15 protein-coding genes and 1 pseudogene are annotated in these 14,498 nt (G+C 58.7%); 11 read left to right on the top strand and 5 right to left on the bottom strand.

Translation table 11 applies throughout. The features are described from left to right. Positions 1 to 16 precede the first annotated feature (16 nt). The 6 genes from C2L64_RS39370 (at position 17) to C2L64_RS55225 (ending at position 5,671) form a co-directional block, all read left to right on the top strand. Positions 17 to 958: a LysR family transcriptional regulator gene (locus C2L64_RS39370; protein ID WP_007583917.1), complete on the top strand. Its 942-nt coding sequence runs from the start codon at positions 17 to 19 to the stop codon at positions 956 to 958. 88 nt (positions 959 to 1,046) lie between these two features. Further along, complete coding sequence (locus C2L64_RS39365; protein ID WP_039900761.1) at positions 1,047 to 1,949, top strand: LysR family transcriptional regulator; 903 nt, start codon at positions 1,047 to 1,049, stop codon at positions 1,947 to 1,949. A 154-nt stretch (positions 1,950 to 2,103) separates the two neighbouring features. Further along, positions 2,104 to 3,429 (top strand): MFS transporter, encoded by a 1,326-nt coding sequence (locus C2L64_RS39360; RefSeq protein ID WP_007583919.1) that lies wholly within the window; start codon positions 2,104 to 2,106, stop codon positions 3,427 to 3,429. Between the two features lie 46 nt (positions 3,430 to 3,475). Then, on the top strand, positions 3,476 to 4,516 hold the full coding sequence (locus tag C2L64_RS39355) for an amidohydrolase family protein (RefSeq protein ID WP_007583920.1): 1,041 nt from the start codon (positions 3,476 to 3,478) through the stop codon (positions 4,514 to 4,516). Beyond that, entirely contained in the window at positions 4,513 to 5,181 is a 669-nt protein-coding gene (locus C2L64_RS39350; RefSeq protein ID WP_007583921.1) for an RraA family protein, read from the top strand. The genes C2L64_RS39355 and C2L64_RS39350 overlap by 4 nt, the downstream gene beginning before the upstream one ends. A 97-nt stretch (positions 5,182 to 5,278) precedes the next feature. Then, on the top strand, positions 5,279 to 5,671 hold the full coding sequence (locus C2L64_RS55225; protein ID WP_007583923.1) for a hypothetical protein: 393 nt from the start codon (positions 5,279 to 5,281) through the stop codon (positions 5,669 to 5,671). A gap of 173 nt (positions 5,672 to 5,844) precedes the next feature. On the opposite strand, the gene C2L64_RS39340 is transcribed toward C2L64_RS55225, so the two are convergent. Beyond that, a complete protein-coding gene (locus C2L64_RS39340; protein ID WP_086908662.1) occupies positions 5,845 to 7,383 on the bottom strand; it encodes an IS3 family transposase in 1,539 nt (512 codons plus the stop codon). A gap of 53 nt (positions 7,384 to 7,436) precedes the next feature. Between C2L64_RS39340 and C2L64_RS39335 the strand changes: the two are divergent. Beyond that, positions 7,437 to 7,820 (top strand): annotated as a pseudogene (locus tag C2L64_RS39335) (ISNCY family transposase); the annotation flags it as partial. Positions 7,821 to 7,954: 134 nt separating this feature from the next. Here the strand turns inward: C2L64_RS39335 and C2L64_RS39330 are convergent. Further along, positions 7,955 to 8,173, bottom strand: a complete 219-nt coding sequence (locus C2L64_RS39330) for an SH3 domain-containing protein (protein WP_079493263.1) — start codon at positions 8,171 to 8,173, stop codon at positions 7,955 to 7,957. A 591-nt stretch (positions 8,174 to 8,764) separates the two neighbouring features. After that, positions 8,765 to 9,028 (bottom strand): hypothetical protein, encoded by a 264-nt coding sequence (locus C2L64_RS39320; protein ID WP_007580153.1) that lies wholly within the window; start codon positions 9,026 to 9,028, stop codon positions 8,765 to 8,767. Positions 9,029 to 9,393: 365 nt separating this feature from the next. Between C2L64_RS39320 and C2L64_RS39315 the strand changes: the two genes are divergently transcribed. The 4 genes from C2L64_RS39315 (at position 9,394) to C2L64_RS39300 (ending at position 11,922) form a co-directional block, all read left to right on the top strand. Then, complete coding sequence (locus C2L64_RS39315) at positions 9,394 to 9,864, top strand: glycine zipper domain-containing protein (protein WP_081498807.1); 471 nt, start codon at positions 9,394 to 9,396, stop codon at positions 9,862 to 9,864. A gap of 535 nt (positions 9,865 to 10,399) precedes the next feature. Next, positions 10,400 to 10,828 (top strand): hypothetical protein, encoded by a 429-nt coding sequence (locus C2L64_RS39310; RefSeq protein ID WP_051058165.1) that lies wholly within the window; start codon positions 10,400 to 10,402, stop codon positions 10,826 to 10,828. Between the two features lie 177 nt (positions 10,829 to 11,005). Beyond that, positions 11,006 to 11,263, top strand: a complete 258-nt coding sequence (locus tag C2L64_RS56385; RefSeq protein ID WP_407671853.1) for an Ig domain-containing protein — start codon at positions 11,006 to 11,008, stop codon at positions 11,261 to 11,263. A 347-nt stretch (positions 11,264 to 11,610) separates the two neighbouring features. Then, positions 11,611 to 11,922: a DUF4148 domain-containing protein gene (locus tag C2L64_RS39300; protein ID WP_007737721.1), complete on the top strand. Its 312-nt coding sequence runs from the start codon at positions 11,611 to 11,613 to the stop codon at positions 11,920 to 11,922. A gap of 457 nt (positions 11,923 to 12,379) precedes the next feature. Here C2L64_RS39300 and C2L64_RS39295 read toward each other — a convergent pair whose 3' ends face one another. Together C2L64_RS39295 and C2L64_RS39290 are read right to left on the bottom strand one after the other, a co-directional pair. Beyond that, on the bottom strand, positions 12,380 to 13,192 hold the full coding sequence (locus tag C2L64_RS39295; RefSeq protein WP_007580148.1) for an RMD1 family protein: 813 nt from the start codon (positions 13,190 to 13,192) through the stop codon (positions 12,380 to 12,382). 270 nt (positions 13,193 to 13,462) lie between these two features. Beyond that, positions 13,463 to 14,056 carry a universal stress protein gene (locus C2L64_RS39290; RefSeq protein WP_007580147.1) on the bottom strand — a complete coding sequence of 198 codons (594 nt, stop codon included), beginning with the start codon at positions 14,054 to 14,056 and terminating at the stop codon, positions 13,463 to 13,465. Between the last annotated feature and the right edge of the window lie 442 nt (positions 14,057 to 14,498).

The following is a 14,498-nucleotide window of genomic DNA, read 5'->3' as shown; positions in this document are numbered from 1 at the left end:
CGGGATCATCCCAGTCATGGACCTCAAGCAAATCCAGTATTTCATCGCGTTGTTCGAAGACGGCTCGGTCACGCGCGCGGCCAAGCGGCTGAACATCGTGCAGCCCGCGCTCAGCATGCAGATCGCGAAGCTGGAGGAGGAGTTGCACCAGCAGCTTTTCGATCGGGGCGCGCACGGCATGGCGCCGACCGCCGCGGGGCGGCTGATGTACCGGCTCTTTCTGCCCATCATGCGCGACCTCGCGCACGCGCGGCAGCAACTCGTGCAACGCGACGAAGTGGTGACGGGGCATGTGGGGATTGGGCTGATCGCATCGGTGACAGAGAGCGTGCTCGCGGATTCGCTGTCGCGTTTTCATGCCCGTTATCCGCATGTTGAAGTGACGGTGGCGGACGGCTACAGCGCAACCTTCATCGATTGGGTGGCGGGCGGTCAGCTCGATGCCGCGCTGATCAACAAGCCGCGTGCGCGTCTGTCGCTCGATTCGCAGCCGCTGCTTGACGAGGAAATGGTGCTCGCGACCAGCGTCGCGCATGGGCAGGAGCTGCCGCATTCGATCGAACTCGCGCAGCTGCACGACCTGGAACTCGTGTTGCCCACCAAACGCAACGGTCTGCGTGGCGTGCTCGATACGGCAGCGCAACATGAAGATGTGATGCTCGCGCCGCGCTTCGAAATCGATGTGCTGTCAACCATCGTCGCGCTCGTCGAGAAAACGCGCTTTGCGACGATTTTGCCGCGCATCGTGGTCGGACGGGCGGTGCGTGAGGGGACGCTGCGCGCGTACCCGATCCTCGCGCCGCGTATCGTGCGGCATATCGTTCGCGTGAGCCATCCGCGCCGGCCGCTCAGCGCGGCGGCGGAAGCGTTGATTGCGATCATCGCGGACGAATTGCGGCAGGTGTCGAGCGCGATGGATGCGGGGGTGCCCGTGGAGTCGAAGGAAGCGGCTGGCTGAGCACGAACGTGGGATGGTGTGGATCGTCGCGACCTGCGAAGCATGTCATCATGTCGACGCCCAACGATCCAACGCAACGACTCGACCGATGAACCTCAGAGCGCTTCAATGTTTCGTGACGCTCGCTGAAGAGCTGAACTTCAGCCGCGCCGCAGAGCGTCTGCATATTGCGCAACCCGCGCTCAGCCAGCAGATCCGCGCATTGGAAGAGCGGCTCGGCACGCAACTGATCGACCGCACGCGCAGACCGCTGCGTCTCACGGAAGCAGGACAGTACCTGTGCACCGAGGCGAAACAGATACTCGGCTCGCTCGAACAGGCGACGCTCGGCGCGGCCGAAATCGGCATGGGCCGGCGCGGCTGGCTGAGTGTCGGCTTTACGCGTTCGGCGATGTACAGCATTCTGCCGCCTGCGCTGAAGGCCTTTCACCGCGAGTTTCCGCAGGTCGAGCTGAAGCTCTACGAAATGCTCACTGACGAACAGAGCGATGCACTGCGCGACATGCGCATTCACGTCGGCATCGGACGACAGCCGCTTTCGATGTCGGGTTACACGTCGCGCGTGCTGCTGCGCGAGCAGCTTGTCGTCGTGATGGCGCTCGATCATCCGCTTGCAAAACGAAAGAAAGTGAAAGTCGCCGAACTGGCCGACACGCCGTTGATCCTCTATCCGAAGCATCAGAATGCGCAGTACAAGCGGTCGGTGCTGTCGCTGTATCGCGATGCGGGCGTGACGCCGTTCATCGCGCATCAGGCTTACGAAATACAGACTGCGATTGCGCTCGTCGCGGCGGGGCTGGGCGTGACGGTGGTCGGGGAATCGGTTGCGCGGCATGGGCGTACCGATGTCGTGTACCGCCACCTGGAAGGCCCGGGTTCCGCACAGCGTTCGACCCTCGCCGCCACCTACCGCGACGACGACACGTCGCCGCATCTGCTCGCATTCTTACGCTGCCTTCCGCCACCGCTCGCCGACAACGGCACACTATAAGACGATCGTTATACAAGAATAAGCATCTCGTCTTGGACTTCCTGGCTGCGCATTCCTACCATCGAACAGGTAGCTGACGTTGTGGTTTGAACCACATCGCTCAGTCCACTGGAATGAAGCGACCGCAGTGTCGCGCGCTCAGGAAGGAGACGGCATGACTCGTATCGACGAAGCAGCAACCATGCGAAAAGTGTACGGGCGCTTGATGCCCTTGCTCTTCGCAATGATGTTCTTCAACTATCTCGACCGCATCAACATCGGCTTCGCAGCCCTCGATATGAACAACGACATGGGCTTCAGTCCTGCCGTGTTCGGCTTCGCGGGGAGTATTTTCTTCGTCGGATACATGCTGCTCGAAGTGCCGAGCAATCTGCTGTTGCATCGTGTCGGCGCGCGCCGGTGGATTGCGCGCATTCTGCTCACGTGGGGCGCGGTGGCTGCCGCTACGGCGTTCGTGTTCAACGACACCAGCTTCTACGTGCTGCGCTTTCTGCTGGGCGTGATGGAAGCGGGCTTCCTGCCCGGCGTCGCCGTCTATCTGACCAAGTGGTTTCCCGAACGCTACCGGGCGCGCGCTGTTGGCGGGTACATCATTGCGGGCTCGTTTTCCGCTGTGCTCGGTGGCCCGATCTCGACGACGCTGATGACCTACGCGAACGGCGTGCTCGGACTGCATGGCTGGCAATGGATGTTCATCCTCGAAGGCGTCCCGGCGATGCTGCTCGGACTCGTGACGCTGCGGATCATGACCGAGCGTCCCGCCGATGCTGCATGGCTCAGCGACGACGAGAAGCGCTGGCTCGAATCGACGCTCGCTGCGGAACGCGAAGCGCTCGGCGGCCATACGCATGTTTCGTTTCTGCGTGTTGCAGGCGATATCCGCGTGTGGAGTCTTGCGTGTCTGTTCGGCTGTGCGCTCGTGGGCATTTATGGGCTCTTTCTGTGGCTGCCGCAGATCGTCAAGAGCCTCGGCCATCTGAGCAATATCGAAGTCGGCTTTCTTTCTGCGGCGCCGCCGCTGCTAGGCGTGCTGGGCACGTTCCTGATCAGCCGCAGTTCCGACCGTTCCGGCGACCGCAAGAAGCACCTCGCATTCGTGTATGGCGCGAGCGCGATTGCCATCGCGGGCAGTGCTTATGCGCCGAATCCCGTGATCGCTTATGCGTTGCTGTGCGTAACGGGACTCTTTATTTACGCGGGCAATCCGCTGTTCTGGAGCCTCGCGTCGTCGTTCAGGACAGGCGCGGCGGGCGCCGCAACGATTGCGCTGATCAACACGATCGCGCAGTTCGGCGGACTCGTGGGGCCGTGGAGCATCGGACTGGTGCGCCGCGCGACGGGCAACTTCTCGCTGGCGTTGCTGACCATCGCGGCGTTCCTCGTGATCGCGACGATCATCGCGCTCGTCATGCGTGTCACGCCGCCGGAGGAGGGCGCGTCTTCGGCGCTGGCGGGTGGCGATGCCGCCACGGGCAGCTAATAGCGTTTATCGCAGGTTCATTGGAAAGACTCAAAGGGTTCGCTACATGATCATCGATTGCCACGGTCATTACACGACGTCGCCACGACCGCACGAGGCGTGGCGCGCGAAGCAGATTGCCGCGCTGAAGGACGGCACGCCCGTACCGCCGCGTCCCGTCATCACGGATGACGAGATCCGCGAAAGCATCGAAACGGGACAGCGCCGCATTCAACGCGAGCGCGGCACCGACCTCACGATTTTCTCGCCACGCGCCGCGGGCATGGGACATCATCTCGCAGGCGCAGAGGCGAATGCCGTCTGGTCGAGCGAGTGCAATGATCTCGTGCATCGTGTTTGCTCGCTATTTCCAAGGCATTTCGTCGGTGTGTGCCAGTTGCCGCAGGCGCCCGGTGTGTCGCCCGCGAACAGCATTGCCGAACTGCGCCGGTGTGTGCAGGAGCTTGGTTTTATCGGCTGCAATCTGAATCCCGATCCGTCGGGCGGGCACTGGTCCGGGCCGCCGCTTACCGATCGCTTCTGGTATCCGTTATACGAAGCAATGGTGGAACTCGATGTGCCCGCGATGATTCATGTGTCGTCATCGTGCAATCCGAATTTTCATGCGACGGGCGCGCATTACATCAACGGCGATACGTCCGTGTTCATGCAGTTGCTCACCGCTGATCTGTTCGCGGACTTTCCAGATTTGCGCTTCATCATTCCTCATGGCGGCGGTGCCGTGCCTTATCACTGGGGACGTTATCGCGGGCTCGCGCAGGACATGAAGCGGCCGTTGCTGCGCGACTATCTGCTGAACAACGTGTTCTTCGATACGTGCGTCTATCACCAGCCCGGTGCCGAGTTGCTTGCGAAAGTGATTCCTGTTGAGAACATTCTTTTCGCGTCGGAAACCATCGGCGCAGTGCAGGGCATCGATCCCGAGACGGGTCACTACTATGACGACACGCGGCGCTATATCGATGCAATCGAATGGCTTAGCGACGCGGACCGGCAGCGCATCTACGAAGACAACGCGCGGACAGTGTATTCACGCCTCACCGCGCAACTCGACAAACAACTGGCAACGGAAGGGGCGACGATATGAATCCGATCGGCTGGCGCGAATATGAATCGGCTCCGCAAGCGAGCCCTGCAACGCTGGCTGCGTTGCGCGAGCTTGCTGTGTCGCTGCTCAGCGACAACATGGCGCGCGCAAGTGGAATAGTGGGCTTGCAGGCGTATCACAGGCCGCATGCGATGGCGGGTACGGCTGTCACGGTGCGCACGCGTGGCGGCGACAATCTCGCGATCCATCGTGCGTTCGATTTTTGCAGGCCCGGCGATGTGCTCGTGATCGACGGCGGCGGCGAACTGACCCAGGCGCTGATGGGCGACATCATGGCGAGTTATGCGGAAAGCCTCGGCGTGCAGGGGCTCGTGATCGACGGTGCGATACGGGATGTCGGCGCACTGCGTCAACGGGAGTTTCCCGTGTATGCGCGGGGCGTCACGCATCGCGGGCCTTACAAGAATGGACCAGGGGAAATCAATGTGCCCGTGACGGTTGGACGGATGGTGGTCAATCCGGGCGACATCATCGTTGGCGATGAAGATGGACTGCTGGCAATTGCACCTTCGGATGTGGAAAGCGTGATTGAAGGCGCGCGCAAGCAGGGCGCGAAGGAAGCGGCTGCGTTGCGATCGATTACCGAAGGCCGTTTCGACCGGACATGGGTGATGCCGCATCGCGATCGGATGATGAACGGGTGAGGTTTCGGTGAGCGGCGCGGCGTGGTTACGTGAGTTTGAGGTATAAGGGACGCTCGCGCCGTCGGCATCGAATCAATCTGGAAACAGGCAATATTTCATGACACCCTATGTGGACGCAGCGGCGCTTGTCGCACTTGCTCAGCGCGCTGAAGAGAATGGTTGGGCGCCTTGCTCCTGCACGAAGACGCCGCTGGATGGATGGCAATCGCAACCGCTTTCGCTCGATGAAACGCGGCTTGTCGAGGTGGCTACGCTTATGCGCGAGGATGATCCTGAGCCTACGTTTGCTGAGTATCGGCCGGCTAACGTTCAGTACTGGTCGCCGGATGCGCCGATCGCGCCGCGGTACTTTCCGTATAACCGGTGTGGTGTGTGGGAGTGTTCGGAGTGCGGGCGGTTGTACTTGCGTTATACGGAAGGTGGGGGGTATTTCGTTGATCGGCGGATTCGGGCGCTGAAGGCGGGGTTGGTGGAGGATGTGGGGGTTTGAGGTGGGGTTGTGGGGGCTTGGCTGGTGGTGGGTGCCAGTCAAGGTCGGGGTTGTTGGAGACGCCTGATTGGTGAGCTTCTTAATTTGACATAACATAAATTATCGACGTTAAATCTTGTAGAGGCTAAGTTGTAATGTCCGCTTCGGGGGTGCGGCGGAATTCTTGGACTGGTTTAAGTCGTCAGCCCGAGACTCTCCCGGTATTCAATCGGACTGAGTGCGCCAAGTGAGATCTTGATCCGTTTCTCGTTGTACCAGCGAATGTACGAATCAACGACCTCGATGAATTGGTCGGTGCTGATGGCCTGCCAGTCTCGAGAGTAAAACAGTTCCGTTTTCAGCCGTCCAAAGAAGCCTTCACACGCCGCGTTGTCAGGCGAGCAGCCTTTGCGCGACATTGAACGGATCAGATTGGCCTCACGTATTCGGGTTAGCCAGCCTGGCCAGCGATAATGCGCACCGCGATCCGAATGGACCACAGGTCGGCTGTTGCTGCTGCCCATTGCTTCGACGGCAGCATCGAGCATCGTGTTCACAAGCTCGGCGTCTGGTCGCGTACCGATCGACCAGCTGATCACAAGCCCATCGAAGCAGTCAATGATTGGCGACAGATAGACTTTGCCGGCAGGAATCTGGAACTCTGTGATGTCTGTGAGCCATTTTTCATTCGGTGCTGCGGCCCGGAAGTCCCGATTGATAAGGTTATCTGGAGCCGGACCTATTTCTCCAGCGTAGGAGCCGTATCGACGTCGCCTCGTCGTGGCCGCGCTTAGATTTTCCTGCTTCATCAGGCGCCGAACGACCTTCTCCGAGATGAAGACTTTCTGTCTGCCGAGTGCCGCACGCACCCGGCGATATCCGTAGCAGCGGTGATTCAGTTCAAAGATATCTGCAATGGCAAGGCGTGCACTAGCATACTTGTCGGCACTCTGTAACCGCGCCCGGTGATAGAAGTAGGAGCTACGGGCAAGCCTCAATTCAGCAAGAAGCTCCGGCAGCGTGTAAGTCTGTTTGAGGGCATCAACCAGCTCCGTCTTCTCCCGATTCGTCAGGAGTTGCGGGTCGACGCCCAGGCCTTTTTTTAATATTTCATTGGCCTTCTTCAGGATGTCGTGTTCGATCTGGAGCTTCCGGATGTCTCGTCGGAGTGATTCGACCTGCTGCTCCAGCGTCGTCTGCTCGGAGGTCTGCGGCGGATCGTTGCGGCGTGTCATGGTCGAAACAGCCTCCTGACCCAGTAACCGATTTCTCCAGTTGTACAACGTTGGGCGGCTCACGCCAATCTTTTTGGCAACTTCCTCAGCGCTTTCCCCTCGCGTGCACAGATCGATGACCGCGGATTGCCTGAGCTCTGGTGCGTATCGAATACCCGAAGTCTTCCCGAGAGCGCGTTTCTTTCGTTCAGGATGCAACTCGTCGAGCCATGCGACGAGCGTCCCACGTCCCGGATATCCCAAGGCCTTTGTCGTTGCTGCCAGACACTGGCCGTGGTTCATGTAGTGGTCTGTGGCCGCCTTTTTTTGTTCTGCCGAATAGCGCGGCCTCACGCAAATACGTTCCCTCGGCAAATGCAGGCATCGCTCGTATGTGTGATACCAACGTTCGAGGGATTTCGTTGTGGGATAGCCCAATTGACGAACGGTCGCGGAAAGGCGCTTTCCAAACTTCACGTAGAGCTTGACCGCTCGGATGCGATCTTCGTAGGAATACATGGACTACCTCCTGATGGTCCAAGAATTCCGCCGCACCCCCTTCTAGCTAGGTGTCGGGGCGTTGCGGGAAGCCCAGCAACAACCGGCTCGATGCCGGCACTGCGGCGCGTGCGATCGCGATCATCCGCGAGCGCTATGCCGATTTTGGGCCGACGCTGGCGTGCGAGAAGCTGCGCGAGTGCCACGGAGTGCAACTGGCCAGGGAGACGGTCAGGCGGCTGATGACCGATGCGGATCTGTGGATTCCGCGCCGGCAGCGGCCACCGAAGATCCATCAGTTACGCAGTCGCCGTGCGTGCGTTGGCGAGCTGGTGCAGATCGACGGTAGCGATCACCACTGGTTCGAGGAACGGGCGCCCGCGTGCACGCTGCTGGTGTACGTGGACGATGCAACCAGCCGGCTGATGACGCTGCACTTCACGGCCACCGATCTAACTGCAAGGACAACGACACCATGAGCGAACACGAAGCACTCGCGACGAGGCCGTTTTGCGGCGCTTTTCCGAAGCCGGTTCACAGAGACCAAATCATCGGCGTATCTGAGCCGTTTCGAGGAATCCGTACGGGTGCCCTATCCGGAGCTGTTGTCGCACCACTGAATCGCCCAACGCTGCGCCGCTTCGATAGCATCCGCGTCAGAGGGATAGTCGCCAAGGTCGCCCGAATATTTCACTTCCACGGCATCTCCGGTCACCGGGTCGCGCCGGTAGATCTTTGCTCGAGCATAGTAACGGCCGCCTTCATCAAGAGGCGACGCGTTGATGTGAAACTCCCTATAGTCGAAATGCATGACCGCCTCCGAAAAGGTGCCCTACTCGTCGTCGCGCTGGATAAGCTGCGGGCGCCCCGCCGCGTCTGGACCTACGTTCACCAGGTTGTTTCGGTAGTCACAGTTGCGACGCATGAAAGAAAATCCGCTTTCGTCGGTTTGAGCTTCGACCTGATCGAATGAGAAACGTGCATTGCAGTTTCGGCAAGTCCACATGGCTATCTCCGCCGCCGTTTGTGCCGCTTGGGCGGTTGCCTAGGCTCCGAGGGGCGGCGCGGCAATTCAGGACTCGTGTTCTTTAAGCAGCTTGCTAGCAAGGGCGCGCGCTCCAGCTCAATGTTGCCCTGCGTTCAGCAGCATCCAGACTTGTTTTCGCGGCTCGCCCTTGAGGATACGCGTGAATGCGGCGCTGCATCGCGTGCAGGTGTAGTGCTGCTCAACTTGAGCGTCTTTCACTGCGCCGGCTCCGACCAAGGTCAACGTATCGTGCGGATGTACCGTGGACGGCTGTCCGTAAAGGTCAGCGCATGGCGCGCAGGGTTGAATCCAAAGTTCCACGTCGGGACTCCTGCTCCTTCGACTGTTGTGAAAGCTCGCGGAGCTCGGTATTTGTCATTTACTCAACAGAGTAAACCAGGACTCTCGCGAGATATGCGGATTTACATCGAACTCGAAAAGAACCTTCGAGACCGCTGTTCCAGCGACGGCCCTTGCCTCGATGGTATCGGGTTCCAAACCATGTCCGCTCGCTGTCGCGCCGTTGCTTCCCTCCGGATAGAGAGACACACGCATACCCTTTTCATATCCACCGATGTTCGGCAATCGCTCATTCACTTCGGCAATAAACTCTTCCGGCGAAATCACGGGTTTCGACATGGCAGCGGTCTCCGGGATGTTCTGCGAGGAATCCTAGCATGAGTGCCGTCATCAGCCCCTGCGGCACATATCGCTATCTGGTCAAGAGACAAGCCGAATCAATGTCGCCGATGAAGTCGACCGCGCTGTTCGTCATGCTGAAGTTAACGGCTTAGTGGCAGTAAATGAATCAATTACTTTCAAATCGTCGGTCGCTGGTTTGACTCTCGGCTCCTGAGGAACGGTCACACTGTCTTGCAAGGCGTGCGCGGCTGCTCCCCTGCCCTTGACGGAATTCAACGGGCTTACGATTGACGTAACGACCACTTTCGCTGGCGCCATGCAGCGAATAGACTGAAAGGGAGCATGCAAACAAGGGGGGTCTCATGCACACGTTCAGCAAGCGTCAAATTTCTGCAATTGCTGTGCTGCTCTTCTGGCAGGCTGCAGCAGCGGCGCAGCCCGTAGCCTATCCGGCCAAAGGTCAAAGTTCGCAGAAACAGCAGCAGGATCAGTCATCATGCGCATCGTGGGCCAAATCGCAAACTGGCGTTGATCCTGCAGCGGTGGCTGCCACACCTCCGCCACCATCCGGGCCCGCCGTAGGCGGCGGGGAGCGAGTCGGCGGCGCTGCTCGCGGGGCCGCCGGTGGTGCAGTCATTGGGGCGATTGCTGGCGACGCCGGAAAGGGCGCTGCAGTTGGCGCGGTTGCCGGGACAATGGGTGGAGGAATGCGCGCGCGTCAGAACCAGCGGAATGCCCAAGCATCGGCCCAGGCGCAAAATCAGAATGCAATGGGGGCATTCAATCAGGCATATTCCGCCTGCATGAGTGGCCGTGGGTATACGATGCAGTAGGCCCTAAATCTCTAGACCGAAAAGCCTCTTGTGACAGTGATCCGCGATGCGATTCAGGCGGAATCTATTCGCGGACCACTGTTTCTGCTCATGAGCGCATCGGTGAAAGTCAATTTACTTCTGCTCACGCCTTCGACGACGACGACATCGTGAAGACCGAATGCCGGAACCGATGTCGTCGCGTCTGATGAACGCCGACTATTCTGGTCACAGGGCGATACAAATGACCGGGCGATGACAAGTAACGGCCAATCTCCTCTACGCGAGTGTGAGCGGGTTCTTTCGCCTAGAAGATTTTGACAACCCACCATGACTGAGTGCTGGGCGGCTCACGATGCTTTCTTCAAAACGATTGACGCGTTCGCCCGGATACCCACTATGTTTGGTGTGGCTGGTGTTCGCATTAGCCAGTTGTGCGCCGTGGCATGACCCAACGACGGATAACGACGCGCCGCTGCGCGCTCGCGCCGTGACGGAGGAGAGTCACAGCGTACGCGTGAGTGCCGCAGTACTCAGCGCGGAGGATAGCAAGCGCATGTTCGGCGCCGATCTATATGCTGTCAACGTGCAGCCTGTATGGCTTGAGGTAACGAATAGAACCGCTCAATCGTTATGGTTGTTTCGGACAGGCGCTGACGGCGGCCACTTTTTACCTTTCGACGTTGTTTGGGCCCTGCATCCGTTACGCGGTGGACCAACTAACGCGCAAGTCGATGACCCGTTCTACAAACTTGCCTTCAAGAATCCAATTCCACCGGGCACGGCCCGCGCGGGCATCCTTTTCACCAATCCGGATCGTGGCACGAAACTCTGCAATATCGAACTGTCCGCAAAAAGCGCGCTGATTCACTTCTCACTCTTCTTGCCGGTGCCGGACGACGGTGGCTTAGATGTCCCCCTCAACAACGCGCGGACGTCGGAAGAACGCGGTGAACTGGCAGTGCGATCTCTTTTGGCTGATTAATCTGGACGCTTGACCTATGTTGATAGAAAACAGGATGAGGGTCCGGCCATCCCTATCACACGATGTGTGACGGGCCTGCTTTTGCTGGTAGCGATGCTGGTTGCGGGCGCCACGGCGGAGGCAACAACAGCACGGCATCCGTTGCGTCGGCCGGACTGACCGAATGCGACGCGTCGGTTGTCTTCGCGGAAGGTACCGAAATCATTCCGGAAACCGTCAGCAACAGCGGCGGGCAATCACGCAATGCGGCGTTCGCCATCGCTACCCGCGGGCCTCGTCCTGGATCCACAAACCTGCGCGATCACTGGCACGCCCAAGGTCGTCTCCCCCGCCACCATTTACACGATCCCCGGCAGCAACGCAGCAGTTCCACATGAATCGAGATCGAAGTCAAGGCCGACGCCATTGCACCGACGACGCGACGCACATGATTGACGGCCAGTGGTCCACTATGTGAGTCGAGCCGACCTTCGAACTTCGGCTTGAGACCACAGGCGAACGGCTGGAACTGGCCGAACCCGGAAAACTAGTTCGGATGGTTGACCGCGATCCGTGGTTCAAAGCCAACTTCCGCACTCTTCTCGGACGCTCGACAACCGGTGGGCGTATTTCTCTTTTCGGAAGTGCGATGGTTATTCGAGGCGCTGGCGCCTGACTTTCGTCTCTTTGTACAGTGCGCCAGCTCCGGTGACTGGACTAAGGCAAAATAAACGCGGAAGTCACGCGCGACTGGCGGCATCGCACCGCTTGCGTTGCGCCAATCGGACGCGTGGAGATGCGCTATGGAAAACCTCCCGAGAAACTGCTCGACGCTTGCAGTGTTGGCGCTCCTGCTGACAGGATGTGCCGCCGCCGGCGTGCCACAAAGTGGGCCACATCTGAGCCCAACAGAGTGCCGTGACCTTGCCGAGCTTAGAAGCAACGCGCCTCCGACGAGGGCGCAACAACAAAGCGAGCTCTCGGCCCTGAGAAAAGCGGGCTACAACCCGTCACCATGGAACGACGACCCAAAGTTCCCAGAGGATCTACACGCCGCGCAGCGCCTGGTCGACCATTGGTTCGAAACAGAGTGCCGGCAGTTTCATCCCGGGTGAGAAGCTCCGGAGCCACCACGGACCTCCTCAGACTTAGCGCGCAGCAACCGTGCGTCGCATTGCAGCGCAGCGCAGCGGTGTGCCGCCAACGACCCGGGGCCACCTTCGCTTCGCTCATCATCGGGATGATCCGGTTTAACAGGGACCGCTGCGTTATATCAATGCGCGGTTTATAACGCTGCACCGGACTCAGGCAGCGCGGATGCTCACGTGCACAGAGCATGGCGAAGGTTCTGACCTGTAAAAAATCCCCGACGGTCGGAACTCGTGCTGGATAGGCCGGGATATTTATCGGTATTCCTGATTGCTTTTCAACCGCCGTCGGCTTGGCCGGAAAACCAACGTCTTTTTAGCGGAGCACCAGGTTCTGCAGGACGCAATCGAACGGAGCCTCGCATCGGACAACCTTTTTCGTCTTTCAGCGGCGGTTTACCGACGTGCCTCATTCGTCGGTTGATCAGATTGGAAGCAGCCAGCTTCTGGCTATGCCCATGAGGCTCAAAATAACTTCAAAGCAAATTAACCCTATTACGTACCATTCCAGTTTGTGGATATTCTTGTTCTCCACAATATCGGCCAAGGTTTGCACGGTGTCCGAGATCAGAGTGAGTTTGCGCTCTAGCGCCGCGTGACGTTCATGAAGTTCAAATTCGTCTTCGAGAGCTGCATACAGACCGCCAAGCGACGGAAATTCCCACAGGATTTCAGGTTTGTCACCGATCTCGGCACGCCCAACCATGCGATGCTCAATCAGTATTAGATTGCCAATTTTCGAAAGAAGTGATCTCGAGTTTGCCATCACCTTTCCGGAGTTAGCCAGTTCCAGCGCGACGGGGGCAATCCCGTCAAATTTACCCGCAACCTCTTTCTCATATAGTGATAAGACGAGGCTCTTCCCGAGTACGTCTGCGATTATCTGTATCTTCTCCAATGTGACCTTGTCCAACGACACGGCGTCGCTCTGTACACCCGGGTTGGATTTTCCGCTGTAAATGTCGAGTTCATCGACCTCGGGGTTGTCGTAAACGTTGGTTATTATGCTTTTGAGAGAACCAATGAAAGCTACTTCATCGTCGGCACGGACGCCGAAAAATACCACGACGCCATAACGAAATAGAACCGCTACGCCATCGTCAGAGCCGACCGTCAGTGTGAGCGGAGTGGTCCCCAAGGGATTGGCGATCTTATAGTTTTTCAGATCAAGCCGGTCTCCAATCAGGCGCGCGCGGGCTTTCACGTGTTGTCGCAAATCGAGAGCGAGCTGGTTCATGTTCTACCCGTCAATCTAACGATCTCCTGCACGACGCATTTTGCCGCACCTGCGCACCTGCGCGCCAGCTGTCGCCGATAGCTTGCCTGTCGAACAGGTTATCTCCGGACCGATGGGTCTCTCTCCCTTCTACATGGTGGACTCCCACAATCTCGTTTCCCCACGCACGTTTTGACTTCGGAGTCGGACCACGCGACATGAACGACGCAAAGTAATTCCTGAGCTAGATTGCGCTTCCGACGCGGCAACGTAGCATGTGAAACTGGCGATTCAATCTCGAGGTGTACGCTCTTGACTGTCGTCGTCGCGCATCAGTAAGACAGCGCAATTCGAACACCGCAGGAAACGTTCTGCGACACTGCCGAGCATCAGACGTCTCACGCCCCTGCGCCCATGCGTACCTAACACGACGAGATCGGCATGAACCTGTTCCGCGTACCGCTGGACAATAGAAGCGACATCGTCCGATAAGGTGGCAGGTTCAACCAGTTCAACGTGACACGTCACATGGGCCGCGGCACACGCCTGCTCTGCGTCAGCGAGCAATACTCTTCCGCTTTTCCGCATGGCGTCCACAAGTTCAACCGGATCAAGATCCGTATATGCAAACACGGGCGCGTGGTCCACGACGTGAATTGCATGCACGATGCCTTGTGTCGACGCAGCAAGCCGCACGGCTTCCCTGAGCGCCAGTCTTGATGAACTGCTTCCGTCAATGGCGACGAGGATCGTCCGGTACATGGCGTACCCTCCAGTGTTCGCTTCGTCTGCGATACGTCTTGCAACGTATCGGAAGTCTTGAGCCTGGCGAATCTCGGGGTTGGCGACTTTTATCCAGGCACGATTCGTGTCGAACGACTTCATCGCTCACTTCGCGCACACGCTTCCGGCATTAAGGACGAGCATGATCCGCCAATCACCTGAATGGCATATTCCAGTGTATGCACAGGGTCGCCCGAGCGTTATTGGACCTTGGTCCAATAACGCAGACGGCAGTGCCTCGTCGATGATCTGCACCACTTCACCCCATCGGATTTTCATACACGCGCTTAATCCACACGGCCTGCAAATTGATATCGGCGAAACGACATACTGTGGGAACTGGGTGTGAAGCCGGAGCGCCGCCCTCAAGGCGGAAGCGTGGGACCAGAGGGAGCGCAACACTGAGTGTGGCAAAACTGCGTTGCCGGATCCCAACGTGTTGCGTTCCCAGAAGAGCATCAACGCAACAAATGGCAATGCTGTGACCACGCAACAGTAAGTACATGAAACGTGGGTATCCTGTGGATAAGTCGGCCGCCTTTCT

The organism is Paraburkholderia hospita, assembly GCF_002902965.1.
Taxonomy (GTDB): Bacteria; Pseudomonadota; Gammaproteobacteria; order Burkholderiales; family Burkholderiaceae; genus Paraburkholderia; species Paraburkholderia hospita.
The sequence above is the reverse complement of the archived record's forward strand: the minus strand, read 5'-3'. Positions and strand labels throughout refer to the sequence as shown.